Raw genomic sequence first — 26,116 nt, 5'->3', positions numbered from 1 at the left:
TCATCATTTCAGGGGCACGCCGCGAAGGGCCATCCCTGGCCCATCGCGGCTCTCGCGACATCCATGTCGCTCAACCCCTGAAACGACGATTACGCTCGGCCTCCTGAAGGGGCGTTTGGCCGCTGCTCCAACGTCTTCGCCAGCGTGTTCATTGGTGTGCGCATCTCGTTCGGGGCGCAACGGCTTCCGTAGGGTGGCGTAGAGCGAAGCGAAACCCACGCGGGGGGCGTGACAGGACGCCCTAAATGCCCCGCAAAGCACCGTGCTTGAGGCTTCGCATCAGGTTCACGACAGCCAACGCAGACAGATCCAATGAATCCTTGCCTACAGGATGAATACCGACCTCGCGAAGGGGGATGCAGGCAACTGGCAGCGCCCCTCTCCCGCGAGAGAGGGGCGGTGCGTCACGCCTGCCGCTGCGCCTTGCGGCGGGCGGCGCGGCGGGACAGCATGTTGAGCGCTTCGATGGCGGCGGAGAAGGCCATGGCGGCGTAGATGTAGCCCTTGGGCACATGGGCGCCGAAGCCTTCGGCGATCAGCGTCATGCCGATCATGATCAGGAAACCCAGGGCCAGCATCACCACGGTGGGGTTGTCGTTGATGAAGCGCGCCAGCGGGTCGGCGGCCAGCAGCATCACGGTGACGGCGGCGATCACGGCGATGACCATGATCGGCACGTGCTCGGTCATGCCCACGGCGGTGATGATGCTGTCGATGGAGAACACCAGGTCCAGCAGCAGGATCTGCACGATCGCCGAGCTGAAGCCGATGGCGGCGACCTGCTTGCCGACGAACATGTCGCCTTCGGGGGCCGGGTCCACCGAATGGCGGATTTCCGTGGTGGCCTTCCACAGCAGGAACAGGCCGCCGGCGATGAGGATCATGTCCTTCCATGAGAACGCATGGTCGAACACCTCGAACACCGGGTGCACCAGCTGGACGATCCAGGCCACGGTGCCGAGCAGGCCCAGGCGCAAGATCAGCGCCATGCCGATGCCCAGGCGACGGGCCCTGGCGCGCTGGTGCTCGGGCAGCTTGTTGGTGAGGATCGAGATGAAGATCAGGTTGTCGATGCCGAGCACCACTTCCATCACCACCAGGGTGGCCAGGGCGATCCAGGCGGTGGGGCTCGACACGAGTTGCAGGAGGTAATCCACGTCGGTCATCCGAAGATTCAGGGAGGCGCCATTCTGGAGATTCGACCGAACGGCGGCGATGTGGGAATAGCAACAAGTCTTTTCAGCCTGGCTGCGACCGCGTGCCCCCGAGGCGGCTTCCGACGGGCGGTACGCGGGGGCTTCGGCCCGCGCGTTCGCGCCACCGGCAATTGTTCGCAGACAGCCTCCCGGCGCCTGTTCATACTGCGCGTTTCCAACTGCCGGACGCCTCCCGCCGCTGCATGAAGACCGTTGCCATCCTCCTGTTCCCCGACCTGCTGACGCTCGATGTCGCAGGCCCCATGGACGTCTTTTCCATCGCCAACCGCTACCTGCCGCCCGAGCAGGCCTATCGCATCCTCACCCTCGCCAGCGGGGAACGCAGCGTGCGGGCCTCCAATGGCCTGGTCATGCAGGCCGAGCATCTGATCGAAGAGGTCGAGCCGGACTTCGACCTGCTGCTGGTGCCCGGCGGCCCCGGCGCCTACAACGACAGCCACGGCGCACTGGTGCCCTGGCTCAATCGCGCGGCGCAGGCCTCGCGGCGCTACGGCTCGATCTGCACCGGCGCCTTCATCCTCGCCGAGGCCGGCTTGCTCGATGGCCGTCGGGTCACCACCCACTGGCACTACATCGAGCGCCTGGCGCGACGCTGTCCGGGGGTTGCGATCGAGACGGACCGCATCTATATCCGCGACGGCAAGCTGCTCACCTCCGGCGGCGTCACCGCCGGCATCGACCTGGCCCTGGGCGTGGTCGCCGAGGACCATGGCCGCAAGCTGGCGCTGGATGTGGCCAAGGTGCTGCTGGTGGTGATGCAGCGCCAGGGCGGGCAGGCGCAGTTCAGCCCGCTGGCGGCCGGCGTGGTGGGCGACGACTCGCCGATCGCGCGGGTGCAGAACCACGTGCTGGAACATCTGGAGGAGCCCTTCAGCGTCGAGCGCATGGCCACCCTGGCGGCGATGAGTCCCCGGCACTTCTCCCGCGTGTTCGCCCGCGAGGTGAAGATGACGCCCATGGAGTTTCTCCAGGGCGCGCGCCTGGACCGCGCCCGCAGCCTGCTGGAAACCTGCGACCTGCCCCTGAAGACCGTGGCCTACCGCAGCGGTTTCGGCAGCGTGCGGCACATGCGCGTGCTGTTCGCCGAGAAGCTCGGGCTCAGCCCCGCGCAGTACCGCCAGCAGTTCAGCTAGCAGGCCGTCGAGGGTTCCGGCGCGTGTCCGTCCTGGGCACCGCCTTGGCCGTCTCGTTCCCCTCGCCGTGATTGTTCCGTCACACCAGGCTGGGATGATGGGAAGCATTCTCGTAAGGAGGGTGCACGGGCCCGGATCGGGGCCCTGCAGGCAGTCCGCAGGGCGAGGCCATTCGGCGTCGGCACGACAGCGACATGAACAACCCCACCATCTTCCAGGATGACCCCGTGCTGTGCTTCGGCACATTCCGGTTCCACGTCCAGCGCCGCCTCCTGCTCGAGGGCGAGCGCCCGCTGCACCTGGGCAGCCGCGCCCTGGACATCCTCCAGCTGCTGCTGGAGAACGCCGGCCACCTGGTTGGCAAGGACTGCATCATCGCCCGCGTCTGGCCCACCACCGTGGTGGAGGAAACCAACCTGCGGGTGCATATCGCCGCCTTGCGTCGCGCCCTGGGCGACGGGCGTGACGGGCGCCGCTTCATCGCCAACGTGCCGCAGCGCGGCTACAGCTTCGTCGCCGAAGTGAGCTGCGAAGGCGGGGCGCCGGCTGCAACCCCGGGTGCGTGGCCGGCGCATAACCTGCCGGTGCGGCTGACCCGCATCGAGGGGCGCGATGCGCTGGTGGGGACCCTGGTGCGCGAGTTGCCGCAGCGGCGCTTCTTCACCCTGGCCGGCCCCGGCGGCGTGGGCAAGACCACCGTGGCGCTGCGCGTCGCCGAACTGTTGCTGGAGCACTACGCGGACGGGGCGCACCTCATCGACCTGGCCGAGTGCGGGGCCGACGGCGTGGCCCGCCGTGTGGCTGCGGTGCTCGGCCTCCAGGACCCGGGGACGGACCCGATCGCCGACATCGGCCGGCAACTGCGCGGCCGTCATGCGCTGCTGGTGCTGGACAACTGCGAGCACCTGCCGGACGCCGCGGCGCTGCTGGCCGAGGGGCTGCTGCGCCGCGCGCCGCGCCTGTCGATCCTGGCCACCAGCCGCGAGCCGTTGCTGGCCGAAGGCGAGTTCGTCCAGCGCCTGGCGGGCCTGCCGGTGCCGCCCGCGCTGGCCGACTGCTCCGTGGAGGAAGCCCTGGGCTGCGCCGCCATCCGCCTGTTCGTCAGCCGGGCCCGCGCCCGCCAGGATGGCTTCCGCCTGCGCCCGGATGACGTGCCGCGGGTGAGCGAGATCTGCCGCCGCCTCGACGGCCTGCCGCTGGCCATCGAACTGGCCGCGGCCCAGGTGGACAGCCTCGGCCTCGACGGCCTGCAACGGCTGCTCGATGGCCCGTTCCAACTGCTCGCCCACGCGCGGCGCACGGCGGTACCCCGGCACCAGAGCCTGAGGGCCAGCCTGGATTGGAGCTATGACCTGCTGACTGCGCTGGAGCGCGTCGTGCTGCAACGCCTGGCCCTGTTCAAGCAGGCCTTCACCTTCGACGGCGCCGTGCGGGTCATCGGCTGCGAGCGCATCAGCGAAACGCGGCTGTACGAGGCCATCAGCCACCTGGTGGCCAAGTCCCTGTTGCTGGCGGAGCCGGAGTACGGGCAGGTGCGCTACCGCTTGCTGGAAACCACCCGGGCCTACGCGCTGGACAAGTTGCGCAGTGGCGGCGAGCACCCCCAGCGTGCCCTGGAGTGGCGCCTGGCGATGCCCCTCCCGAGCCTCTGGCGCGGCGCGCCGGTGCAAGGCATGCCCCATTGAACCCATGACCCGCAGGTTGGGCTGAGGTACGAAGCCCAACGCAGCGGGGCTGAACCTCGCACCGTTGCATGGTCTCGTGGGGGCGAATTCATTGGCTCTGTCTGCGTTAGCTGTGTGGATTCAACAGGACGACTCTGGATTCCTGGCAGACCCACCGCATGGGTTTCGCTTCGCTCTACGCCATCCTACGAAAGCCGCCAGCCACGGCGTCCACCCGGTGGTGATGCGCACATCAATGTGAAGTATCGAGCATCGATGTTGGAGCAGCGACCAAACGCCCCTTTCAGGAGGCCGAGCGCAATCGTCGTTTCAGGGGTTGAGCGACATGGATGTCGCGAAAGGCGTACCGGGCCATGGATGGCCCGTTACGCCGGGCCCCTGAAACGATGATGGAGCGAGGGGAGTCTGGCGAAGCCAGACCCGTATGGAGGGGCAAGCGTTTTTGGTTCCTTTTTTGGCGACTGAAAAAAGGGACTCGCCCGGGGGGGCGAAACCAGAAACTTCAGCAAAGCTCGGCAATCAGCTGGGCTCAACTCTTCTAGCAACACTTAACTCAGACAGAGCCAATTCATTCTCGACAGATCATCCGGCCACTCGCAGCGGGTTCCCTGCTGCGGGGCTTTCGCGGCTGAAGCCGCTCCCACGGGCCCGTCACTCGCCGATCAGCCGCCAGCTCATCGGGTTGACGCCTTCGAGGCGGGTGAACAGGCGGGAGAAGTGGGCCTGGTCGTAGAAGCCACATTCGAGGCTGATACGGGTGAGGCTGAGGTCGGAGTTGCGGATCAGTTCCTTGGCGCGGGCCAGGCGTTGCCGGCGCAGCCAATCCTGGGGCGTCATGCCGGTGGTGCATTTGAAGGCGCGGGCGAAGTGGCTGCGGGAGAGGGCGCAGGCTTCGGCCAGGCGGGCGACCGGGATGCCCTCGGCGAGGTGGGTGAGGATCATCTGCTTGGCCAGGCGCTCGCGCCACGGGGCGAGGCCGCCCGAGGCGCCGGAGCCGGCCTCGGGCGGGTGGTATGCGCAGGTGCTGTCGTGGTGAGTACTGGCCATGGCGATCATCCCGATCCGCGTTCGATCCCGTGGCCGGATGGGCACAGGAGGTCAGCAGATTGTTCGGGAGGCCAGGGCGGTGGGCGAGTTAAACGTTGTTAATTCGCTTCAGAGCCCGTCTTCGCTCATGAAACGCACGATCTGGGTGCGCAGCCAGCGTTCGGCGGAGTCGTTGTCCTGGGCGCCGCGCCAGGCCATGGTCAGCTTGGCGGGAACGATCTCGAAGGGCGGCGGCTCGGCACGCAGGCCGCCGCCGGCCACCAGTTCGCTGGCGGCGTAGTCGGGCACGGTGGCGATCACGTCGGAGTTGGCCAGCAGCGCGCGCAGGCCGTTGAACTGCGGCACGGCGAGCACCACGCGACGGGAGCGGCCGATGCGCGCCAGGTCCTGGTCGATGTTGCCGCACAGGTCGCCCGAGAAGGAGATCAGTGCGTGGGGGCGGCTGCAGTAGTCGTCCAGGGTCAGCGGCTCGGGGCGCTTGTCGGCGCGCAGCACCATGGTCTGGATGCGCCGCAGGGTGCGGCACTTGGCGTTGGCCGGCAGTTCGGTGGTGTAGCTGACGCCGACGGAGATCTCGCCCGAGGCGAGGAGGCTCGGCATCAGCAGGAAGTTGGCGCGGCGTACCACCAGCACGATGTTCGGTGCCACCTCGCGCAGGTGGTTGAGCAGCGGGGGCAGCAGGCCGCACTCGACGTCGTCGGAAAGGCCGATGCGGAACACCATGTTGCTGGTGGCCGGATCGAATTCATGGGCATGGCTCAGGGCGTTGGACATGGCGTCCAGCGCCGGGCGCAGTTGCTGGAGGATTTCCACCGCGCGGGTGGTGGGTTCCATGGCGCGGCCACTGCGCACGAACAGGGGGTCGTTGAAGTAGTCGCGCAGGCGCGACAGCGCGGCGCTGATCGCCGGCTGGCCGAGGAACAGCTTCTCGGCGGTGCGGGTCAGGTTGCGCTCGTGCATCAGCGTCTCGAAGACGATCAGCATGTTCAGGTCCACGCGGCGCATTTCGCTGCGGTTCATGCTCGGGTTCCTTCATCGAAGCGTGGGGGCAGGCGGGATGGTTCGCCAGCCTTGCAGATCGCCGGGCGGGCGGCTTGTACGCATGCGCGGTAATTGAACGCCTGCGCGATGGGTTCGCGCAGGCGCCGGGGGTCACACGCGAAAGCGCATGACCAGGCCGTTGAGGTCCACGGCCAGGCGCGAGAGTTCCTGGCTCGCGGCGCTGGTCTGGTGGGCGCCGGCGGCGGTCTGCTGGGCCAGGTCGCGGATGTTGACCAGGTTGCGGTCCACCTCCCGGGCCACCTGCGCCTGTTCCTCGGACGCGCTGGCGATCACCAGGTTGCGCTCGCTGATGTGGCTGATGGCTTCGGTGATGGTGTCCAGCGCCTTGCCGGCGGCGCGGGCCATCTCCAGGGTGGCGCGGGCGCGCTGGCTGCTGTGCTGCATGGCGTCGACCGCCTGGTTGGTGCCCTGCTGGATGCCGCCGATCATCTGCTCGATTTCCTGGGTCGACTGCTGGGTGCGGTGGGCGAGGGCGCGCACCTCGTCGGCCACCACGGCGAAACCGCGCCCGGCATCGCCGGCACGGGCGGCCTCGATGGCGGCGTTGAGCGCCAGCAGGTTGGTCTGTTCGGCGATGGCGCGGATCACGTCGAGCACCTTGCTGATGCCCTGCACCTTGCCGGCCAGTTCCTCGACCTGGCCGGAGGTCTCGCCGACATCGCGGGCCAGGTCGCTGATGGAGTCGACGGTGCGGTTGACCTGGTCCTGGCCGCCGCGCGCGGTGCGATCGGAGTCGCGCGAGGCCTCGGAGGTGGCGACGGCGTTGCGGGCGACCTCGTCCACGGCGGTGGTCATCTCGTTGACGGCGGTGGCGGCCTGCTCGATCTCCTGGTTCTGCTGGTGCAGGCCGCGGCTGGAGTCCTCGGTCACCGCGTTGAGTTCCTCGGCGGCGGAGGCCAGTTGGTCGGACGAGCGGGCGATGTGCACGATGGTGCTCTTCAGGCTCTGCTGCATGGTGCGCAGGGAGCCGAGCAACAGTGCCGGCTCGTCGCTGCCGTGGACCTCGATGCGCTCGGTGAGGTTGCCGGTGGCGACGGTCTCGGCGGCCTTCATGGCCTCGTCCAGCGGCGTGACGATGCTGCGGGTGAGCACCAGGGCGAGGATGCCGGTGAGCAGTGCGGCGAGGATCATCACCGCGCTGACCACCAGCACCGCGTTGTCGTACTGGTCGATGGCGTGCTGCTCCGTCTCGGCGGCGTTGCGCTGGTTGATCTTCATCAGGGTTTCCAGCTGCACGCCCAGCTCGTCGGAGAGCTTCTTGTACTCGCCACCCAGCAGCGCGCGCAGCTCCTCGAGCTGGCCGGCATCGGAGAGCTGCATCAGCTTGGCGTTGACCCGGTAGTAGTCCGCCAGCACCTGTTTGAATCGGGCGTACTGGGCCGCTTCCTCGCCATCGTCCACCAGCTTCTCGTACACCTCCTGGGCCTGGTGCAGCTGGCTGGTGAGTTCTGCCTCGCGCTGGCTGGTGGCGCGCAGCAGCTCGGGCTCGCGGTCCACCAGGATGCGGAAGGAAACGATGCGCAGGCGCAGCATCTTCTCGTTGATCGTGCCCAGTGCCGCGTAGCTGGGCATGCTGTCTTCGCTGAGCATCACGGTGGAGGCGCGGATGCCTTTCATCTGATGCAGGGCGAAGAGCCCGAGCAGGATCACCAGCAGGGTGACGAGGGAAAAGCTGAGGATGGCGCGCGGCGCGATCTTCATGCGGCGTAGAAGCATGGGGACGACTCCCGGTTCGTTATGGTTCGTTCTGGGGTGCCAGGTGGGCAACCGCGCCCTTCATGGGATCAAGCGTAGCGGCTGAATGATTATCGGCGGGGAGTGGGGGGAACTGAAGGGGAGCGCCTTGGAGAGTTCGCATCCGGCTTCCCTGGACGATGGTACGGGGCCGACGGTCTCGGTCGGGGTCAGGCCGCGGGCCGGGTTTCCGGTGGGTGCACGCGGTCGCGCCCGGCGGCCTTGGCACTGTAGAGGGCTTCGTCGGCGGCGCGCAGCAGGTGGCCGTCCGGGGTGCCGTCGTTGGGGCTAGGGTCGTAGGCATGGATGCCGGCACTGAGGGTCACCAGGCCCAGCTCGCTGCCTTCGTGGCGGATGCCGAGTTCGCGCACGGCGAGGCACACCTGTTCGGCGATGGCGCGGGTGTTGGCCTCGTTGCTGTTGGGCAGCAACAAGGTCATTTCCTCGCCGCCGTAGCGGGCCGCCAGGTCGCCGGGGCGGCGGGCGAAGGCGGCCACCACCTGGGCCACGGCCTTGATGCACTGGTCGCCGGCGGGGTGGCCGTAGCGGTCGTTGTAGCGCTTGAAGTGATCGATATCGAACATGACGATGCCCAGCGGCGTGCCCTGGCGGCGGGCACGGCTCGCCTCGATGGGCAGCACGGCATCGAGGCGGCGGCGGTTGGCCAGCCCGGTGAGGCCATCGACCATCGCCAGCTGCTCCAGGGCATCGTGGGCCAGGCGCAGCTCCTCTTCGGCCAGGGCGCCGGATTCGATGCGACGGATCAGGGCCTGGGCGAACAGCACCAGGCCGACGATCATCGCCACCACCACCATGGCCGAGCGCGCGACCTGGTCGAGCCAGGGCGCGGTGATGGAGCGGGTGGAGATGCCGGTTTCCACCACCAGCGGGTAGTCGGCCAGTTGGCGGTAGCTGAACAGGCGCTCCATGCCGTCCACCTGGCCATGGAAGATCGCCGTTCCGGCCGGTGCCTGGCGCAGCAGCTCGCTGAACACCAGGCCCTTGGCCAGGCTGGCGCCGATGGCTTCGGGCAGGAACGGGCGTCGTACCAGCAGCGTGCCGTCCTGCAGGGCGAGGATGATGATGCCGGCGTCGCCCACATCGAAGCTCTCGTAGAACCGCACGAAGTAGCTCACCCGCAGGGTCGCCAGGGCGACACCGCCGAAGCTGCCGTCGGGGTTGTCGATGCGTCGCGAGACGGGGATCACCAGGTCGCCGGTCGAGCGGCTGTAGATGGCCTTGCCGATGTACAGGTCTTTGTCGGCTCGCTCGCGGTGGTGGATGAAGTATTCGCGGTCGGCGTTGTTGGCGCCGGCGGGGATGCTGTCCTTGTCGGTCACCAGCCAGTTGCCGTCCTTGTCGTAGATGAACAGGCCGTGCAACTGGGGCAGGAAGCGCTGCTGGCGCTTCATCAGGCTGCGCATGCGATCCACCTGCAGCTTGTCGATGCCATCCCACTCGACCCGTTCGATCAGCCCGACCAGCAACGCGTCGGCCTGGCGCACCGCATCGCGGGCATGCTGGGCGGCGGCGCTGGTGACGTTGGTGGCGTTGACTTCGGCGCGACGGTATTCCTGTTCGTGGGCCTTCCAGACCTGCCAGGTCTCCATGGCGAGGATAGCCAGTATCACCAGCGCGGTGAAGCCGAACGCCAGGCGCCGCGCCTGGATATGGCCCTGGTTGCTGTCCACGGGAGGCGGCCTGTTCATGCTTGTCGGGCTCGACGATGACACGGGAACGTCATGGTTGTGACCATGGGCGCGAGAAAACCTCCGCAGAGTCGGGACACAGGCAGCCTAGCAGCGCTGCGGTTAGAATGCCGCGCCCCGGAACCAGGACCCGCACCGCCATGACCCCCGACGCCATCGAAACCCTTCGCCTCCAGCTGACCGCCGCCCTGGGCGATCTGCCCGCCGAGACGCGCCGCCTGTTCCATGGGCGAGGCCGCCGCTGGCCGGGGCTGGAGCACCTGGTGGTGGACTGGCTGGAGGGCGTGGTCCAGGTGGCGCTGTTCCGCGAGCCGGAGGCCGGGGCGCTGGACAGCCTCAAGGCGATGCTCGCCGGACTGGTGGCCAGCGAAGCCTGGCGCGCCGCACCGGTGCGCAGCCTACTGTTGCAGTTGCGCTACCTGCCGGGCAGCGACACCGAGCTGCTCTGGGGCGAGGCGGTGGAGCAGTGGACCATGCACGAGGATGGGCTGGCCTACCGCCTGGACCTGATGCGCAACCAGAACATCGGCCTGTTCCTCGACATGCGCTACGGGCGCCGCTGGGTCCGCGAGCAGGCCGCCGGCAAGCGCGTGCTGAACCTCTTCGCCTACACCTGTGGCTTCTCCGTGGCGGCCCTCGCCGGCGGTGCCGAGGCGGTGGTCAACCTGGACATGGCCCGCGCCGCCCTGAGCCGTGGCCGCGACAACCACCGCCTGAACGGCCACGACACGACCCGGGTCATGTTCCTCGGCCACGAGCTCTTCAAGTCCTGGGGCAAGGTGAAGAAGTGCGGGCCGTACGACCTGGTGATCATCGACCCGCCGTCCTTCCAGAAGGGCAGCTTCGAACTGGACCGTGACTACCGCAAGATCCTCCGCCGCCTGCCGGAGCTGCTGGCCGAGGGCGGCCAGGTGCTTGCCTGCGTCAACGACCCGGCTACCGGGGCCGACTTCATCGTCCGCACCATGGCCGAGGAGGCGCCTGCTCTGCGCTTCCGCGAGCGCCTGGCCAATCCGCCGGAATTCGCGGACGTGGACCCGGAAGGCGGGCTCAAGGCCCTGGTGTTCGTCCAGGGCTGAGCCGACGACGCCTTAGAAGCCGACGCTGGCCTGGACGAACAGGGTGCGCGGCTGGCCGACATAGATGCCGGCGTTGTTGTCGCTGGAACGGGTGAAGTAACGCTGGTCGAAGAGGTTTTTCACGCCCACGCCGAGCTTGAGGTTGGACAGCTGCTCGCCGAAGTTGTAGCCGCCGCGTACGTTCCAGGTGGCGTAGCCGGGGATGTCGCCGTACTGGCCGTCGGCGGTCGGTTCGGTGATGTAGTCACCAGTGAAGTTGCCGTTGGCGTCGATGCCGGTGCCCGGCGCGCGCTGCATGGACTGGGCGTAGCCGTCCAAGTTGTAGGTCCAGCGCCCGGCCTGGTAGCGCAGGCCGATATTGGCCACCTGGCGCGAGTAGAAGGGCAGGTCGCGGGTGCGGAAGCCGGGGATGTCGCCCTCGTAGGTGGCGCGGGTGTAGGTCAGGCTACCGGTGAGGCTGAGGCCGGCCAGCAGCGCGTCGAGATCGTAGTGGCCGGAGAACTCGATGCCTTGGTGCTTGGTGGCACCGAGGTTGGTCCAGCCGATGTCGTTGCTGATGTATTGCAGCTCGTGGTCGAAGTCGATGTAGAACAGCGTGACTTCGCCGCCCCAGCCCTCGGTGTCGTAGCGGGTACCCACCTCGTAGGTCTTGGCCTTCTCCGGCTCCAGGCCGGCCGCCGCCGAGTCGCCGCTGCCACCCTGGCCGAGTTGGAAGTACTGCAGGCTGCCGAAGGAGGTCTCGTAATTGGCGAACAGCTTCCAGGCGTCGGAGAGGTGGTACATCACGCTGATCGCCGGCAGCGGCTCGTTGTAGTCCTTGCTGCGGTGCTTCTCCTGCACCCGCACGCCATTGGTGCCCACCACCGGGCGGTCGTGCCAGTCGGTGCTGATGCGCTCGAAGCGGATGCCGGGGGTGACGGTCCAGTTGCCCACGTCCACCTTGTCGTCGATGTAGAAAGCGTTGGCCTCGGTGCCGCCGGTGCGGTCCTGGTAGGCGTGGCCGTCCGCCGAGACGCCGGGAGTGGCCACCGGCACATTGCCCACCAGCGCCAGGCGGCTGGCTTCCTCGTGCATGGCTTCCTTCAGGTAGCGGTAGCCGACGCCCACCTCGTGGGTGGTGAGGCCGGCGAAGAAGATGCGCGAGACGCGCGGCTCGATGCCATAGGTGTAGTAGCTGCGCGGGAAAGAGCCGAGGAAGCGCTGGTCACGGGTGGCGATGGCGCTGCCGCGGAAGCTGTCGCTGTAATAGGTCAGCACCTCTAACTGGGTGGCGTCGTCGATCTGCCGCAGGTACTTCAGGGAAACGTCCTTTCGCCGCCCGCTGAAGTAGTCCCAGTCGCGGTCTGACTGGAAGGCGTCGGCGTCGTACTGGGCCTGGGTCAGGCCACCGGGCATGTCGGCGCTGGCGTCGTAGTAGTGGAAGTTCAGCGACAGGTCGTCCTGCTCGGTGGGTGCCCAGTGGGTCTTGAGCAGCACGTCGTCGATGTCGTTGCCGTTATTGCTGTCGCGGTAGCCGTGGCCGTTGACGCCGGAATAGAGCAGAGCGACGCCGATGCCGTTATCTGCCGTGCCACCTAGGAAGGCGCTATCCAGGTGCTTCCAGCCGCCATGGCGGGTGTTCTCCAGGGTGGTGCCGACCTCACCGGAGAAGGTCTCGGGGATAGCGCGGGTGACGAAGTTGATCACTCCTCCGACGTTCTGCGGGCCATAGCGCACGGAGCCCGCGCCGCGTACCACGTCGATGCTGTCGAGGTTGCCCAGGGAGATGGGCGCCATGGATAGCTGCGGCTGGCCGTAGGGGGCGAAGGCCGCCGGCACGCCGTCGATCAGCACGGTGGAGCGCGGCGACAGGCGCGAGGTGAGACCGCGCACACCGAAGTTCAGGGATATGTCGCTGCCACCGGTGCCGTTGGATTCCTGCACCTGCACGCCGGGCACGGCACGCAGGGCGTCGCGCACGTTCATCGCGCCTTTCTCCTGCATGGTCCCGCGGCGGATCACGGTGCGCGCGCCGGGATGGTTTTGCACTACGGCCTCCTCGGCGGTGCCCAGCCAGTTGCCGACCACGGAGATGTTCGAGGCGGGCAGCTCAAGCGCCGAGGCTTCGTCTTGCGAGCGCTGGAGCAATACCGCGGAGCCGTCCACCAGTTCGAAGACCAGGCCGCTGCCATGCAGCAGCACGCCCAGGGCCTCCTCGGGGGTGAGGTTGCCGTCCACCGCCGGGGCCTGCTTGCCGGCTACCAGGTCGGGACTGAAGAACAGCTGCAACGAGGTTTCCCGGCCCAGTTGCGCCAGGGCGCTGGCCAGGGGCTGGGCCGGTATGTGGATGGCCTCGGCGGCCTGGGCGTGCATGCCGGCGACGGCCATGGCGATGCCCAGCGGCAGCCAGCGCAGTGTGCGGGGGAAGCGGGGGCGGGCGGGTGTAGCGAAGGCATGTGCGTCGTTCACGTTGATCCGGTCCTGATCGTTTCTGGAAGCCTTCATGGCGCGTCGGCCATGAGAGTTGGACGAGAAGACGAACGACGAAAAGAAAACCTGAATCTAAAGAGGAATTATTTCGCGACTACCATCGGGGAGGGCACGCACCTGCACCGGCAGCATGCGCGGCAGCACGCCGAGCAGGGCGTCGGTGTCATCGGCGCGAAACACGCTGGATAGCCGCAGGCCGGCTACGGCGGGCGCCACGCGCACCGGTGCCGCGCGGTAGCGCGAGACCTCGGCGACCACGTCGGCCAGCGGGGCGTCGTTGAATACCAGCTTGCCCTGGCGCCAGGCGGTGATGGCGGAGATATCGATGGGGGCGATGGCGCCAACGCTGCCGTCACTGGCGATGCGCACGGCATCGCCGGCCAGCAGGGGGCGGGTGGCGGCGTTGCGCTGGCCCTCGACCCGGACGCTGCCGGATTCCACCGCGACCCTTACCTCGGCCGGGTCGCGGCGCACGTCGAAGCGCGTGCCGGTAACCGTCACCCGACCCTTGCCGGCATCCACCACGAAGGGGCGGGCGGGATCGTGGGTGACGCTGAACATGGCTTCGCCGCTTTCCAGGCTGACCTGGCGCTGCTGGTCGCGGTAGCGCACTTCCAGACGGGTGCGGCTGTTGAGTTCCACAAGCGTGCCGTCGGCCAGGATCACCTGGCGCCGCTCGCCGGCGACGGTGGCGTACTGCTCGGCACCAAAAGGCAGCGGCACCCATAGCCAGGCGGCACCGGCGGCCACTACCAGGCTGGCGGCGATGGCCAGGGCACGGGTGGCGTTGCGGCGGCGACCGGCGCGGGGTGCGTGGGCCTCAGCAAGGGCGCGCAGGCGCGGCTCGGGCATCAGGTCGGCGGCCTTCCACAGGTAGTCGAGCAGGGCGTATTCGCGTTCATGCTCCGGGCTCGCGGCGAGCCAGGCGGCGAAGCGCTCGGCTTCGTCCGTGTCGAGCTCACCGTCGCGGTGGCGGGTGAACCAGAAGGCGGCCGCCTCGCGCAGTGCCTCCTCGTGCGCCGCGCAGCCGGGTGCCGCGCCAGCGCCCGGCGGGGCGGCCAGCGGCTCCGGCGTGGGGGGCGGATGCCCGGTGGGGTGCTCGTTGCTCATGAAAGGCTCGCGTCCAGGCGGTCACGCAGATGGCGAAGGGTTCGGATCATATACCGCTCGACCATGTTCTTGGATAACCCCATGCGCTCGGCGATTTCCGCCTGGCTCAGGCCTTCGAGCTTCTGCCAGACGAACACCTGGCGGCAGTTGGGCGGCAGCTCGGCCAGTGCCTTCTCGATAGAGTCGGCCAGCTGCACCGCGTGCATGAAAGATTCGGGGTCGTCTGCGCTCGCCTCGGCCTGGCTGCCCAGTTCCTGCTCCAGCAGGGCACGGCGTTCGTCGCGGCGGAACTGGTCGGTGGCGATGTTGCGTGTGGTCTGGTGCAGGTAGGCGCGAGGTTGCTCGATGGCGGCCTGGTCGGCCTCCAGCACCCGGACGAAGGCATCGTGGGCCAAATCCTCGGCGCGATGGCGGTTCCTCAGCCGGCGGGTCCAGGTGCCGATGAGCTCTTCATAGTGGTCGAAGAAGCCAGGTCTGCGCGTCGACATCTGCGGGGGCGGCAATCGGGGATGAGGAAAGGTCGCGAATGATAATGTTTTGCAAAAACTTCGACAATCATCTCCTTCCGCGCTTCGTCGTTCCGCCCCAGGCCGGGCGGGACGCTCACCAACTGCAACATCGGTCGCTCGCGTTCCTCGGTCAGGGCCGGTTGGGCTTCGACCTCGAAGTCGCTCGAGCCTCATTCCAGGCGGCTTCGCTGAGGCCGCTGGAGTGCTGCACGGCGTTACCGCAGTAGTAGCCCAGCGCGGCGCAGGCGATGGCCAGGATGGGGCAGCCCATGGCGCCGACCATCAGGCCGCTGATGCCGCCCGCGGCCTTGCCAGCGGCGCCGTCGGGTTCTTCGGCCAGGACCTGGGCGGCGAACAAGGGCGCTGGAGGAAAGTGCGAGGCACAGGCAAGAAGCGTGGAACTCATCATGTTGACCTTCGTCTGCTGGGGTGGGTCGAAGGTGGAGTTCCAGTTCTCGTACCAGACGAAAGGCCTTTTTTAATCAATAGGTTGCCGTTACGAGATCGATATGACTGCGTCAGGTCGACAGCGTTTCGCAGTCATATCGACATGGTCTGGCGCCGGTGCCTCAGCGGCTGCTTTCCACCACCCGGTAGCAGGGCACGTAGGCCGCGCCGCCGGGAAGCTTCATGCGGTGCTGTTCGACGAAGGCCTGGAGCAGGCGGTCCAGCGGCTGCATCACTTGCGCATCGCCGTGGATCTCGTAGGGGCCGTGTTCCTCGATCAGGCGGATGCCCTTGTCCTTGACGTTGCCGGCGACGATGCCGGAAAACGCGCGGCGCAGGTTGGCGGCCAGTTCGTGGGGCGGCAGCGAGCGGCTGAGCTGCAGGGCGGCCATGTTCTCGTGGGTCGGGTCGAAGGGGCGCTGGAAGCCTTCGTCGATCTTCAGCAGCCAGTTGAAGTGGAAGGCGTCGTTGCGCTCGCGGCGGAAACGCTTCACTTCCTTCAGCCCCTGGGCCATCTGCCGCGCCACTTCGGCCGGGTCGTTGATGATGATCTGGTAGCGCTTCTGCGCATCCTCGCCCAGGGTGGCGCCGACGAAGGCGTGCAGCTGCTGCAGGTAGGGCTCGGCGCTGCGCGGGCCGGTGAGGATGACGGGGAAGGGCAGCTCGCGGTTGTCCGGGTGCATGAGGATGCCCAGCAGGTAGAGGAACTCCTCCGCCGTGCCCACGCCGCCGGGGAAGATGATGATGCCGTGGCCGACGCGGACGAAGGCCTCCAGGCGCTTCTCGATGTCCGGCAGGATCACAAGTTCGTTGACGATGGGGTTGGGCGCCTCGGCGGCGATGATCCCCGGCTCGGTCAGGCCCAGGTAGCGGCCGCCGACGATGCGCTGCTTGGCGTGGCTGATGGTGGCGCCCTTCATCGGGCCCTTCATCACGCCCGGGCCGCAGCCGGTGCAGATGTCGAGGCTGCGCAGGCCCAGCTCGTGGCCGACGCGCTTGGTGTACTTGTATTCCTCGGTGCTGATGGAGTGGCCGCCCCAGCACACGACGATCTTCGGCTCCACGCCCGGGCGCAGCGTGCGCGCGTTGCGCAGCAGGTGGAAGACGTAGTCGGTGATGCCCTGGGAGCTCTCCAGGTCGATGCGCAGGCTGTCCAGCTCGCTGGCCGCGTAGACGATGTCGCGCAGGGCGCTGAAGAGCATCTCGCGGGTGCTGGCGATCATCTCGCCGTCGACGAAGGCGTCGGCCGGGGCGTTGAGCAGTTCCAGGCGCACGCCGCGGTCCTGCTGGTGGATGCGCACCTCGAAGTCCTTGTAGGCATCGAGGATGGTCTTGGCGTTGTCGATGTGCGCGCCGGTGTTGAGGATGGCCAGGGCGCACTGGCGGAACAGCGTGTAGATGCTGCCGGAACCGGCTTCGCTCAGTTGCTGCACTTCGCGCTGGGAGAGGGTTTCCAGGCTGCCCTTGGGGCTGACTTCGGCGTTGACTACGTGTCTCGGGGGCATTCTCTGTTCCATGAAAAGCGATGTCGGGCGGGCCGCTCGGCCCCCGCATCGGGGTGATGAGCGCCGGGCGCTGAATGCGTCGTGGCTCCGGCGGTCGTGTGGCGTGTCGGGGGTGTGCCGTCGGCACGGCCACCCGGCGCTCCGCAAAAAGGTGGATTCGCGTAATAGCGGGAACCCAGGAGCTCTGACAAGCGTTTTGTGCGATCTGCTCCGTGGTCGTCGGCTTTCGCAGGGCCGATCGGCGGTGTTCCGCGTGCGAAGCGAAACCCATCGAAGCGCACTCCCATGCACGCCGGCGTGCCGGGTTCGACTCCCCCTGGTGGAGGTAAAAAGCGACCTCCACCCTACACAACGGTCATGCCCGTGCGGTGGCATGGCGCGGTCTGCCGCCACTCGGCGCCGCAGGCGACTTCACCGTGGGAGCGAATTCATTCGCGAAAGATGCCGGTGCCAGGCATCGCGGTTGAAACCGCTCCCACCACTCGCCGGTCCACTCCTGCGACCCGCCGGTCATCCGCCGTGGTGCCAGGGCCGCTGGAGGCGTAGAATCGCCGCTTCCAGGCCGTACCCCCTCCCATTCCAACAACAAACCCTGCCGCAGCCGTCCGCCCCGTGCCTTGCTTCCCGGGTGGTCACTGGCATGCGCGGTGGAGGCGCATCGACCCTGTCCCGACTCCAGCCACAGCCCCGGAACAGCCCTTGAGCCCTGAACGTCCCGTCCTCGAACCGTCCCCCGAACCCCGTGCCGGCAGCTGGCTGAGCGTGATCGCCCTGGCCCTGGCCGCCTTCATCTTCAACACCACCGAATTCGTCCCGGTGGGGCTGCTCAGCGACATCGGCCGCAGCTTCGAGATGCCCACCGCCCAGGTCGGCCTGATGCTGACGCTCTACGCCTGGGTGGTGACCCTGGCCTCGTTGCCGCTGATGCTGCTGACCCGCAACATCGAGCGGCGCAAGCTGCTGGTGTTCGTCTTCGTGCTGTTCATCGCCAGCCACCTGCTGTCCAGCGTGGCCTGGAGCTTCGGCGTGCTGATGCTCAGCCGCATCGGCATCGCCTTCGCCCATGCGGTGTTCTGGTCGATCACCGCCTCGCTGGCGGTGCGCGTGGCGCCACCGGGCAAGCAGGCCAAGGCGCTGGGGCTGCTGGCCACCGGCACCATCATGGCGATGGTCCTGGGCATCCCCCTCGGCCGCGTGGTGGGCGAGGCCCTGGGCTGGCGCACCACCTTCCTGGCCATCGCCGGCCTGGCGGTGCTGACGGCGTTGTGCCTGGCGCGCACCCTGCCGCTGCTGCCGAGCCAGAACTCCGGCTCCCTGCGCAGCCTGCCCATCCTGCTCAAGCGCCCGCCGCTGGTGGCGCTCTACGTGCTCACCGTGCTGGTGATCACCGCGCAGTTCACCGCCTACAGCTACATCGAGCCCTTCTCCCGCGACGTGGCGGGCATGAGCGGGCAGATGACCACCGTGCTGCTGTTGCTCTCCGGCGGGGCGGGTGTCTTCGGCTCGATCCTCTTCAGCCGCTACAGCGACCGCTTCCCCCGGGGCCTGCTGCTGGTGGCGGTGGGCATCCTGGCGGCGAGCCTCCTGCTGCTCCTGCCGCTGGCCCAGCACCATGGCTGGCTGCTGGGCATGAGCCTGCTCTGGGGCATGGCGATCATGTGCTTCGGCCTGGCCCAGCAATCCAGCGTGCTGCGCCTGGCCTCGGATGCCACGGACGTGGCCATGGCGCTGTTCTCCGGCCTGTACAACGTCGGCATCGGCGGCGGCGCGCTGCTGGGCAGCCTGGTCAGCCAGCACATCGCCTTGCGCCAGGTGGGCAATGCCGGTGCAGTGCTCGCCATGGTCGGCCTGCTGCTGGCGGCGTTCGCCTGCTGGAGGTTCGCCGAGGCGCTGAAGGGAAGGGGACCGGTTTAACGGTGAGTTCTTGCGGCGCCTGCTAGGGTGGCGCCTTCATCACCCTCACCGAAAGGACTCCCCCATGGCGCTTCGTTCCCCGCTGCTGTCGATCGGCTTCCTGCTGCTGCCCGCCGCCGTGTCGGCGGCCACCCTCGATGCGGCCCAGTCGCGCTACCAGGGCGCGGTGTCCTGCATCGACCGGCTGTTCTACGACGGTGGTCATGACGTCGGCGATGCCCGGCGCGAGGCGCTGATCACCGAGTTCCTCGCCCACTACCAACTGCCCGCCTATGACGAGGCCCGCTACGCCGCTGCCGAAGGCGCGGATATCGACATGACGGCTTCATGGCGGGCTACCAGCTGTGCGACAGCGATGTGGCGTACGTCGACAGGCTCGGCGCCAAGCACGGCCGGCACCTCCCCAGCGAGTAGGCGAGCTGTCTATCCGCGTCGCTCCACGCCTCACATCGCTGCGCGCTCTGCAGCTCTCGTAGGATGGCGTAAAGCGAAGCGAAACCCATGCTGTGGGGGCAGAACGGTGGGCCCAGGCATGGCGGGACGCGTCGTCAATCGGCCGGCCTGGCCTCATCCAGCGTCTTCCTGATGCTCGCGCCGAGCTGCAGGGCGTTGCTGCAGGCGGGGTCTTCCTCGCCGTGCTTGCAGGATTTCTTCAGCACCTCCAGGGCCTTTGGCAGGTCCTTCTTCACGGCGATGCCGCGAGCCAGGTACATGCCGAGCATGGTGCAGGCCCAGGGGTCGTCCTGGTCGCAGGCTTTGGTGAAGCTGCGGGCGGCACAGGCTTGCACGCGCTCGTTCTGCATGTCGGCGCGATACAGCCCGGCGGCGTGGTTGGTGCAGCCGGAGGCGGCGCCCAGCTTGCAGGCGCGCTGGTACAGGGGTTCGAAGCCGGCGGGGTCGCCGCCGAGTCGCTGCAGGGTTACGGCCGTGCGCAGGCAGGCGTAGGCGTCCCCGGCGGTGCAGCGGGCGAGGCAGCCATCCAGCTGGTCGGCGGTATCGCAGCCATCGGCGTCGATTTCCAGTGCCCGGTGCCCGGGCATCAGGTCGGCCGGGCATTGCTCGGCCTCCTGGGTCCATTGCGCATTGGCGCGGACCTCGGCGTCGATGCGCTCGATGATGGGCGTGTCCTCCCCGGCCACGGCGGTTTGCGGCAGCGACAGTGAAACGGCGACGAGCAGCATCAGCTTCCTGATGAACATGGGAATTCCCTTGTTTGAAAGAGGGTTGTTGCACGCTCCGCAGCGGGAGCATCAGGGGCCGGTAACGAGCTCGACGCGTTCGCTTTCCAGCTCCAGCAGCACCAGGCCTTCCTGCCCATCGACGAGGGTGCCCAGGCACTCGCCCTGGCGGTTCCAGGCGGCGGATTGGCCGGCGGTGAGGAAGTCCTCCACCGGGCCGATGCAGTTGCTCATCAGCACCGGCATGGCGTGGCGGCGAGCCACTTCGGGGTAGTGCCGCTGCCCGGCGGCGATGCCGGCAGCGGACTTGGCGACGCTGACCAGGTAGCAGTCGGCGCCCACCGCGACGGCCTCGTCGGCGTGCTCGGGGAGCATGGATTCGTAGCAGATGGCCGGCGCCAGGCGGTGCTCGCCCAGGTGGATCAGCGCCTGGCCGTCGCCGGGGCCGAACCAGGGCAACTCGTCGGCGTGCAGGCGCTGCTTGCAGTAGAGGCTGCGCGACTGCCGGGGCCGGAAAATCACCATGCCGATGCGCGGCAGTGGCGCCCCGGTGACCGGCAGCCCCGCGCAGATGACCAGGTCGTGCTCGTCGCTGAGCCGTTGCAGAGCAGCCAGGCGCGGGTCATCGGGCGTGGTCGCCAGCTCCCGCGCCAGGGACGGGGCGTAGCCGGTCAGCGAGAGTTCGGGAAACACGATCAACGCCGCGCCCTGTGCCACCGCCTGGCGGATGAAGGCGGCATGCCTGCCGATGTTCCCTTCGATGTCGCCCGTGATCGACGAGAGTTGAACGGCGCAAAGCTTCATGGGAGTGCTCCTGCGGATGAAGGCGCCATGCTAGAGGCTGGCCGTGGCCGCCACCAGGGTTTTTCCATGGACATGCGGCCGCCTCGCGTGCTCGTCATTCAGCGGCTGATTGATCAGCGGCAGCGGCTGGACGCGCTCCGGGGGCCTTTCTAGACTGGCCATCCGCTGGCCGCCCACCCCCACGAGGAACCGCCCATGAGCACCTATCAGGAACTGCGGATCAACCGCACGCAGCTGGATGATTGCCAGTCCCACCGCCGCGAACTGGCCGTCGAGCTGGACGCGGGGCAGGTGCTGCTGGGCGTCGAGCGCTTCGCCTTCACCGCCAACAACGTCAGCTATGCGGCGCTGGGCGATGCCATGGGTTACTGGCGCTTCTTCCCGACGGTGGAAGGCCAGGGGCTGATCCCGGTCTGGGGTTTCGCGGTGGTGCTGCGATCGCGCTGCGAAGGCGTCGCCCAAGGCGAGCGCTTCTACGGCTACTACCCCATGGCCAGCCATGTGGTGATGGAGCCGGGGCGGGTCGATGCCCAGGGTTTCACCGATGTCATCGCCCATCGCCAGGGCCTGCCGGCCATCTACAACCACTACCTGAACTGCGCCACCGACCCGCTCTACAGCGACGACAGCGAGGCCCCGCAGATGCTCCTGCGGCCACTGTTCACCACGGCCTTCCTGCTCGACGAGTTCGTCGCCGGCAACCAGGCCTTCGGGGCGAAGCAGGTGATCATCACCAGCGCCTCGTCGAAGACCGCCATCAGCCTGGCCTACCTGCTCAGCCGGCACCGTGCCGAGCGGGGCCAGGACTACGAGGTGATCGGCCTGTCCTCGACGGCCAACCGCGCCTTCGCCGCCGGGCTGGGCTGCTATGACCGGGTGCTGGAGTACGGCGAGGTGGAGTCGCTGCCCGGCGAGGTGCCGTCGATGGTGATCGACCTGGCGGGCAACAGCCCGTTGCTCGCTCGCCTGCACACTCACCTGCAGGCGGGGCTGCGCTACAGCTGCCAGGTCGGTGCCTCCCACTGGGACCAGCGCCAGGCGCTGCCGGGTGGGCTGCCGGGGCCGAAGCCGGTGTTCTTCTTCGCCCCCAACGAGGGCAAGCGCCTGCACCAGCTGTGGGGGGCGGCGGCATTCGCCCGCACGCTCGCCGAGCGCTGGCAGGCCTTCAACGGCTTCGCCCGCTCGTGGCTGATCTTCGAGTACGGCCACGGCGCCCCGGTGGTGCGCGAGCGTTACCTGGCGGCCTTGCGGGGCCAGCTGGAGCCGCAGGTGGGGGTGGTGCTGTCCTTGCTGGAATAAGGGGCGGGGTGCGGGCATGGGCGGAACGATTCTCGCCCCAGTAGACGGCGGTCCTGCGCCTCCCTAGACTGGCCAACTGCCATGACCGCCGTCCCGGCGTCAGCCCAGGCTCAGTGCCCCATGACACTTCCCGCGACCCCGACAGTCCCGATCCGGCCCCTGCGCGGGCGCATCCCCGCCGTGCTCGAGCCGGCCTACAAGGCTTTTGTGCTCACGCACTACCGGGGCTTTCTGCTGGCGATCAACTTCATCGCGATGATCGCCTACGACTCCTACGTGCTGGCCGACGCGCTGCTGATCCCGGACATGGCCATGGAGTCGCTGGTCACCCGCGGCCTGCTCAGCCTGCTCGGGCTGCTGAACATCTTCCTGGTGTTCCGCTACAGCCGCAGCGTGCTGCTGATGGACATGCTCATGCCACTGCACGACATCGTTTCCACCGTCGCCTGGTTCGAGCTGCTCAAGCGCAGTGATTCGCCCGACGTCGCGACCTTCCTCTATGCCTCGGTGGTGTTCATCGTGCTGGGCAACCTGGGGGTGCGCTATTCGTTCAAGGGCATCCTGGCCTGCTCGCTGGTGATCTCCGGGGTGATCCTCTACAACGTCGCGCTGATCCACCCGGGCGATGCCAAGGCGCTGCTGATCTTCACCCTGGTCTACCTGCCGGTGGCGATCTTCAGCCTGTTCATCAGCTGGACCACCATCCGTGGCGTGCGCCAGGCGTTTCTCGCCGACGAGGAAGCGCGCCGCCAACGCGCCGAACTGGCCACGCTCAATGGCCGCCTGCACGAGCTGGCGAGCACCGATGCGCTCACCGGGGTCGGCAACCGCCGCGCCTTCGACCAGGTGCTGGAGGAGTACTGGCAGCAGATGAGCCTGCACGGCCGGCCCTTCGCGCTGCTGCTGGCGGACATCGACTACTTCAAGCCGTACAACGACCACTACGGCCACCTGGCCGGCGACCGCTGCCTGCGCGAGGTCGTCGACAGCCTGGTGCACACCCTGCGCGACGGCCAGGCGAAGGTCTTCCGCTACGGCGGGGAGGAGTTCGTCGTCCTGCTGCAGGTCAGCAGCCAGGCCGAGCTGGAAACCATCACCGAGCGCCTGCGGGTGCAGGTGGCGGGGCTGGACATGGAGCACCTCAACCGCCCGGATGGCGTGCGCCACCACACCATCAGCTTGGGCGCCTCGCTCTCCAGCGGCGCGGGCCTGGGCAAGGCGCAGGACCTGCTCGCGCGTTGCGACCAGCTGCTCTACCGGGCCAAGCAGGAAGGCCGCAACCGTGCCTGCCTGGCGGCCATGACGCTCTGCTGAGGCTCAGGCGGTCGCTACATCGCTGCGTTAAGCCTCGCTGCGCTCGGCGCCAACCTACGGCGCCGTGCCCAATTCGAACCCACGGTACCAACCGGTGTGTAGGGTGGATGGCGCTCTTTTCATCCACCAGCGGAGTCGCATGGATACTCGGAGCTGGGGCAGTCCTGCGGCCTGCTTGGCGACTGAAGTCGCCCCTACAGTCGCCCCTACAGGTCCCTGCCCATCTCGTGGGAGCGAATTCATTCGCGATGGAATATCCGGCCACTGGAGGCCCTGTGCCGGCTGCAGTTCTTTCGCGGCTGAAGCCGCTCCCACAAGGAGCACCTGCCATGGCCGGACATCGCTGCGTTGGGCCTCGCTGCGCTCGGCGCCAACCTGCGGCACGGCGCCAAGGCACGCCCCGTAGGAGCGAGCTCTGCTCGCGAAGCGCTTGCTGGAATCTGTGGGAGCGAATTCATTCGCGAGGGAATGTCCGGCCACTCGCAGCCTTATGCTGGCGACGGGTCTTTCGCGACTGAAGCCGCTCCCACAAGGAGCACCTGCCACGGCCGGACATCGCTGCGTTGGGCCTCGCTGCGCTCGGCGCCCACCTGCGGCACGGCGCCAAGGCACGCCCCGTAGGGGCGAACTCTGCTCGCGAAGCGCTTGCTGGAATCTGTGGGAGCGAATTCATTCGCGATGGGGTACCAGGCCACTCGCAGCCTTGTGCCGGCGGCAGGTCTTTCGCGGCTGAAGCCGCTCCTGCAGGGAATGCCTGGGCGAGGGGGCGCGCGCCGGGTTGCCCGGCGCGCGTGCTGGCGATCAGAGGATGCTGATCGGGTACTCGACGAAGGCGCGGACTTCGTTCAGGTCCGGGCCCACGTTGTTGTCGGCACGGTAGATGGAGTTGCGCAGCTTGAACGACAGGTCCTTGGCCGGACCGTCCTGCACCACGTACTTGAACTGGTTGAACAGCTCGCGCTCGGTGCCGTCGCTCTCGCCGCCGGCCTCGATGTTGCTGCCGCGCACGTAGGCAACCTTGTAGCTCAGGCCGGGCACGCCGTAGGTGGCGAAGTCCAGCTCGTAGCTCGCCTGCCAGGAGCGCTCGTTCTTCAGGTTGAAGTCGGAGTAGTAGGAGTTGGCCACGTAGATGGTGCTGCCGCCGTCGCCGTAGTCGTACGCGTAGCCGGCATCACCGGTGTTGCGCTGGTGGGCGATGATGAACGCGTGGGCGCCGACGCTGTACTTGGCGGCCAGGCTCCACAGGGTGTTCTTGTCGTTGTCGCCGTCACCGCCGAAGTCCAGCGCGGCATCGGAGTTGTCGTCGTAGTCGGTGCGATAGATGTTGAAGTCGACGTTCAGGGCCTGTTCCGCGTTGAACGGAATCGTGTAGTTCACGTTGCCGTAGTACTTCTTGAAGGTGTCTTCGACATCGGAGTGGTACAGGGCCACCGACAGCGCGTCGTTGACCACGTAGCTGCCGCCGATCACGTCGATGCTCTTCAGGCGATTGGGGTCGCGCGCCGGGTCGCCCATGGGGCTGTCGGCGGTGAAGCGGCCGACGTTCAGTTCCAGGCCTTCGATTTCCTTGCTGGTCACCAGGGTGCCGGTGAAGGCCTGCGGCAGCAGGCGGCTGTCGTCATAGGCGAGCACGGGCAGGGATGGGAACTGGTTGCCGTATTTGATCACGGTGTTGGAGACGCGCAGCTTGATCACGCCACCGGCCTCGGAGAGGTCATCCACCGGGTGGCCGTCGCTGTCGGTGTCGAAGAAGGCGCTGTAGTTGCGACCACGGCCGCTGTCGAGCTTGATGCCCAGCAGGCCGTAGGCGTCCACGCCGAAGCCGACGGTGCCCTGGGTGAAGCCGGACTCGAAGGTACCGATGAAGCCCTGGCCCCAGACCTTGGCGTCGTTGGTCTTGTCCTTGTAGTCACGGTTGAAATAGGCGTTGCGCAGCAGGACCTTCAGGCTGGCGTCCTCGACGAAGCCCTTGGCGTCGGATTGCTCGCTGGCATGGGCCTGGGCGATACCCAGGGACAGCAGCGTGCAGGCGGCGGCTATATAGTTTCGGTTATGCATGGATGCTCCCAGATATTGGTTTTTTTGGAGTGCTTGGAGTCGGCAGGAAGAAACCACTTGGTCCATTGACGTCCGTGCGGGAACTGTAGTTTCCCGCTGACGACCGTGCGAACTCATTATGAATTTGAATGTTCGCGGAACAGGTAGCCGGGCGACAGTTAACACGCGCGCGCAAGCAATTCGTAACTGTTGGAGCTGATGATTATTATCAATGAAATTAATAATTTGCGATTGTACGCGGCGAGTATTCTGGCGCCGATGAATTCCCCAGGGCGCAGCTCCAGCAGGTTGTCGGAGTGGCGCCTTGCTCCAGTTCATCATCCTTTGGTTTATTTGCCGCTTCTCTTGAAGCGGCTTTTTTTTGTTCGCGATTTATACAGTCCAAATTGTGATTGCCTGCGTCTGGAAGTTCAAAGAGTGCAGTATCGGGCAATTGCACAAGTGCCTCTTGGCGTGCAATAAGTGTCCGGTATACGGCCCATATAAACGGCGGATTTCCGATTGTGGATCGGCGTTCCGGCATGCGGCAGGGCGCCGCACAAGCTAACCGCATGACCAGGTTTTTCGCTGCCTGGCGGGGCAGGGCGGATCGGCTCCACCCTAGGTGCCTGGGGCAGCGCCGCGCCAGATTGCAGCGGATACCCGGCCGGGGCTGATGCCCCATCATCGACACGGCGAATGCCCAGGGTGTCCCTTGCAGTATCAGGCAAGGCGGGGAGCGCTCTGGAATGCACCTTACAGGGCTTTCGACGAATAGCAGGAATGGGCAATCACGCCGGAGTAGTCGACTACCGGACAGGCCCCGACGACGCTTAATCTTCGCTCCTGGCCTGATTCAGGGCC

At 67.4% G+C, this 26,116-nt stretch carries 19 protein-coding genes and 2 pseudogenes; 7 read left to right on the top strand and 14 right to left on the bottom strand.

Going from position 1 to position 26,116, the window contains the following annotated elements; translation table 11 throughout:
- Positions 1–404 precede the first annotated feature (404 nt).
- Complete coding sequence (locus HSX14_RS18055) at positions 405–1,157, bottom strand: TerC family protein (protein WP_173177464.1); 753 nt, start codon at positions 1,155–1,157, stop codon at positions 405–407.
- Positions 1,158–1,399: 242 nt separating this feature from the next.
- Between HSX14_RS18055 and HSX14_RS18050 the strand changes: the two genes are divergently transcribed.
- Together HSX14_RS18050 and HSX14_RS18045 are read left to right on the top strand one after the other, a co-directional pair.
- Positions 1,400–2,350, top strand: coding sequence for a GlxA family transcriptional regulator (locus HSX14_RS18050; RefSeq protein WP_173177383.1), 951 nt, complete (start codon positions 1,400–1,402; stop codon positions 2,348–2,350).
- 194 nt (positions 2,351–2,544) lie between these two features.
- Complete coding sequence (locus HSX14_RS18045) at positions 2,545–4,035, top strand: ATP-binding protein (protein ID WP_173177381.1); 1,491 nt, start codon at positions 2,545–2,547, stop codon at positions 4,033–4,035.
- A gap of 651 nt (positions 4,036–4,686) precedes the next feature.
- Here the strand turns inward: HSX14_RS18045 and HSX14_RS18040 are convergent.
- From HSX14_RS18040 to HSX14_RS18025, 5 genes and pseudogenes are all read right to left on the bottom strand, one after another.
- Positions 4,687–5,082, bottom strand: a complete 396-nt coding sequence (locus HSX14_RS18040; RefSeq protein ID WP_173177379.1) for a helix-turn-helix domain-containing protein — start codon at positions 5,080–5,082, stop codon at positions 4,687–4,689.
- A gap of 108 nt (positions 5,083–5,190) precedes the next feature.
- Positions 5,191–6,102, bottom strand: a complete 912-nt coding sequence (locus tag HSX14_RS18035; RefSeq protein ID WP_173177377.1) for a LysR family transcriptional regulator — start codon at positions 6,100–6,102, stop codon at positions 5,191–5,193.
- A 132-nt stretch (positions 6,103–6,234) separates the two neighbouring features.
- Positions 6,235–6,831: pseudogene (locus tag HSX14_RS31675) on the bottom strand (methyl-accepting chemotaxis protein); the annotation flags it as partial.
- Between the two features lie 309 nt (positions 6,832–7,140).
- Positions 7,141–7,845, bottom strand: a pseudogene (locus tag HSX14_RS31670) (MCP four helix bundle domain-containing protein); the annotation flags it as partial.
- A gap of 203 nt (positions 7,846–8,048) precedes the next feature.
- Positions 8,049–9,587 (bottom strand): sensor domain-containing diguanylate cyclase, encoded by a 1,539-nt coding sequence (locus tag HSX14_RS18025; protein ID WP_173177373.1) that lies wholly within the window; start codon positions 9,585–9,587, stop codon positions 8,049–8,051.
- A 140-nt stretch (positions 9,588–9,727) separates the two neighbouring features.
- Between HSX14_RS18025 and HSX14_RS18020 the strand changes: the two genes are divergently transcribed.
- Positions 9,728–10,666, top strand: coding sequence for a class I SAM-dependent methyltransferase (locus HSX14_RS18020; protein ID WP_173177371.1), 939 nt, complete (start codon positions 9,728–9,730; stop codon positions 10,664–10,666).
- Positions 10,667–10,678: 12 nt separating this feature from the next.
- Here HSX14_RS18020 and HSX14_RS18015 read toward each other — a convergent pair whose 3' ends face one another.
- From HSX14_RS18015 to ppnN, 5 genes are all read right to left on the bottom strand, one after another.
- A complete protein-coding gene (locus tag HSX14_RS18015; RefSeq protein WP_228723631.1) occupies positions 10,679–13,033 on the bottom strand; it encodes a TonB-dependent siderophore receptor in 2,355 nt (784 codons plus the stop codon).
- A 174-nt stretch (positions 13,034–13,207) separates the two neighbouring features.
- Positions 13,208–14,245, bottom strand: coding sequence for a FecR family protein (locus HSX14_RS18010; RefSeq protein ID WP_173177369.1), 1,038 nt, complete (start codon positions 14,243–14,245; stop codon positions 13,208–13,210).
- A complete protein-coding gene (locus HSX14_RS18005) occupies positions 14,242–14,733 on the bottom strand; it encodes a sigma-70 family RNA polymerase sigma factor (protein ID WP_173177367.1) in 492 nt (163 codons plus the stop codon). Before HSX14_RS18005 ends, HSX14_RS18010 begins: the two co-directional genes overlap by 4 nt.
- Before the next feature lie 151 nt (positions 14,734–14,884).
- On the bottom strand, positions 14,885–15,160 hold the full coding sequence (locus tag HSX14_RS18000; protein ID WP_173177365.1) for a hypothetical protein: 276 nt from the start codon (positions 15,158–15,160) through the stop codon (positions 14,885–14,887).
- A 163-nt stretch (positions 15,161–15,323) separates the two neighbouring features.
- A complete protein-coding gene (gene ppnN / locus HSX14_RS17995; protein WP_173177363.1) occupies positions 15,324–16,706 on the bottom strand; it encodes a nucleotide 5'-monophosphate nucleosidase PpnN in 1,383 nt (460 codons plus the stop codon).
- A gap of 699 nt (positions 16,707–17,405) precedes the next feature.
- Between ppnN and HSX14_RS17990 the strand changes: the two genes are divergently transcribed.
- Together HSX14_RS17990 and HSX14_RS17985 are read left to right on the top strand one after the other, a co-directional pair.
- Positions 17,406–18,620 (top strand): sugar transporter, encoded by a 1,215-nt coding sequence (locus HSX14_RS17990; RefSeq protein WP_173177361.1) that lies wholly within the window; start codon positions 17,406–17,408, stop codon positions 18,618–18,620.
- Positions 18,621–18,684: 64 nt separating this feature from the next.
- The gene (locus HSX14_RS17985) at positions 18,685–19,206 is read left to right on the top strand and encodes a hypothetical protein (RefSeq protein ID WP_173177359.1); all 522 of its coding nucleotides are present in this window, start codon (positions 18,685–18,687) and stop codon (positions 19,204–19,206) included.
- Here HSX14_RS17985 and HSX14_RS17980 read toward each other — a convergent pair.
- Positions 19,169–19,819: a tetratricopeptide repeat protein gene (locus tag HSX14_RS17980; RefSeq protein ID WP_173177357.1), complete on the bottom strand. Its 651-nt coding sequence runs from the start codon at positions 19,817–19,819 to the stop codon at positions 19,169–19,171. The two genes, HSX14_RS17985 and HSX14_RS17980, sit on opposite strands and share 38 nt — an antisense overlap.
- Before the next feature lie 51 nt (positions 19,820–19,870).
- A complete protein-coding gene (locus tag HSX14_RS17975; RefSeq protein ID WP_173177355.1) occupies positions 19,871–20,602 on the bottom strand; it encodes a carbon-nitrogen hydrolase family protein in 732 nt (243 codons plus the stop codon).
- A gap of 195 nt (positions 20,603–20,797) precedes the next feature.
- On the opposite strand from HSX14_RS17975, the gene HSX14_RS17970 reads away from it, so the two are divergent.
- Positions 20,798–21,901, top strand: a complete 1,104-nt coding sequence (locus tag HSX14_RS17970; protein WP_173177353.1) for a DUF2855 family protein — start codon at positions 20,798–20,800, stop codon at positions 21,899–21,901.
- A gap of 120 nt (positions 21,902–22,021) precedes the next feature.
- Complete coding sequence (locus HSX14_RS17965) at positions 22,022–23,215, top strand: GGDEF domain-containing protein (RefSeq protein WP_173177351.1); 1,194 nt, start codon at positions 22,022–22,024, stop codon at positions 23,213–23,215.
- An 801-nt stretch (positions 23,216–24,016) separates the two neighbouring features.
- On the opposite strand, the gene HSX14_RS17960 is transcribed toward HSX14_RS17965, so the two are convergent.
- Positions 24,017–25,273 carry an OprD family porin gene (locus tag HSX14_RS17960; RefSeq protein ID WP_173177349.1) on the bottom strand — a complete coding sequence of 419 codons (1,257 nt, stop codon included), beginning with the start codon at positions 25,271–25,273 and terminating at the stop codon, positions 24,017–24,019.
- Positions 25,274–26,116: the final 843 nt, after the last annotated feature.

The organism is Pseudomonas tohonis (assembly GCF_012767755.2).
GTDB lineage: Bacteria > Pseudomonadota > Gammaproteobacteria > Pseudomonadales > Pseudomonadaceae > Metapseudomonas > Metapseudomonas tohonis.
Note: the sequence above shows the minus strand (reverse complement) of the source record. Positions and strands in the feature narration are given on the sequence as shown.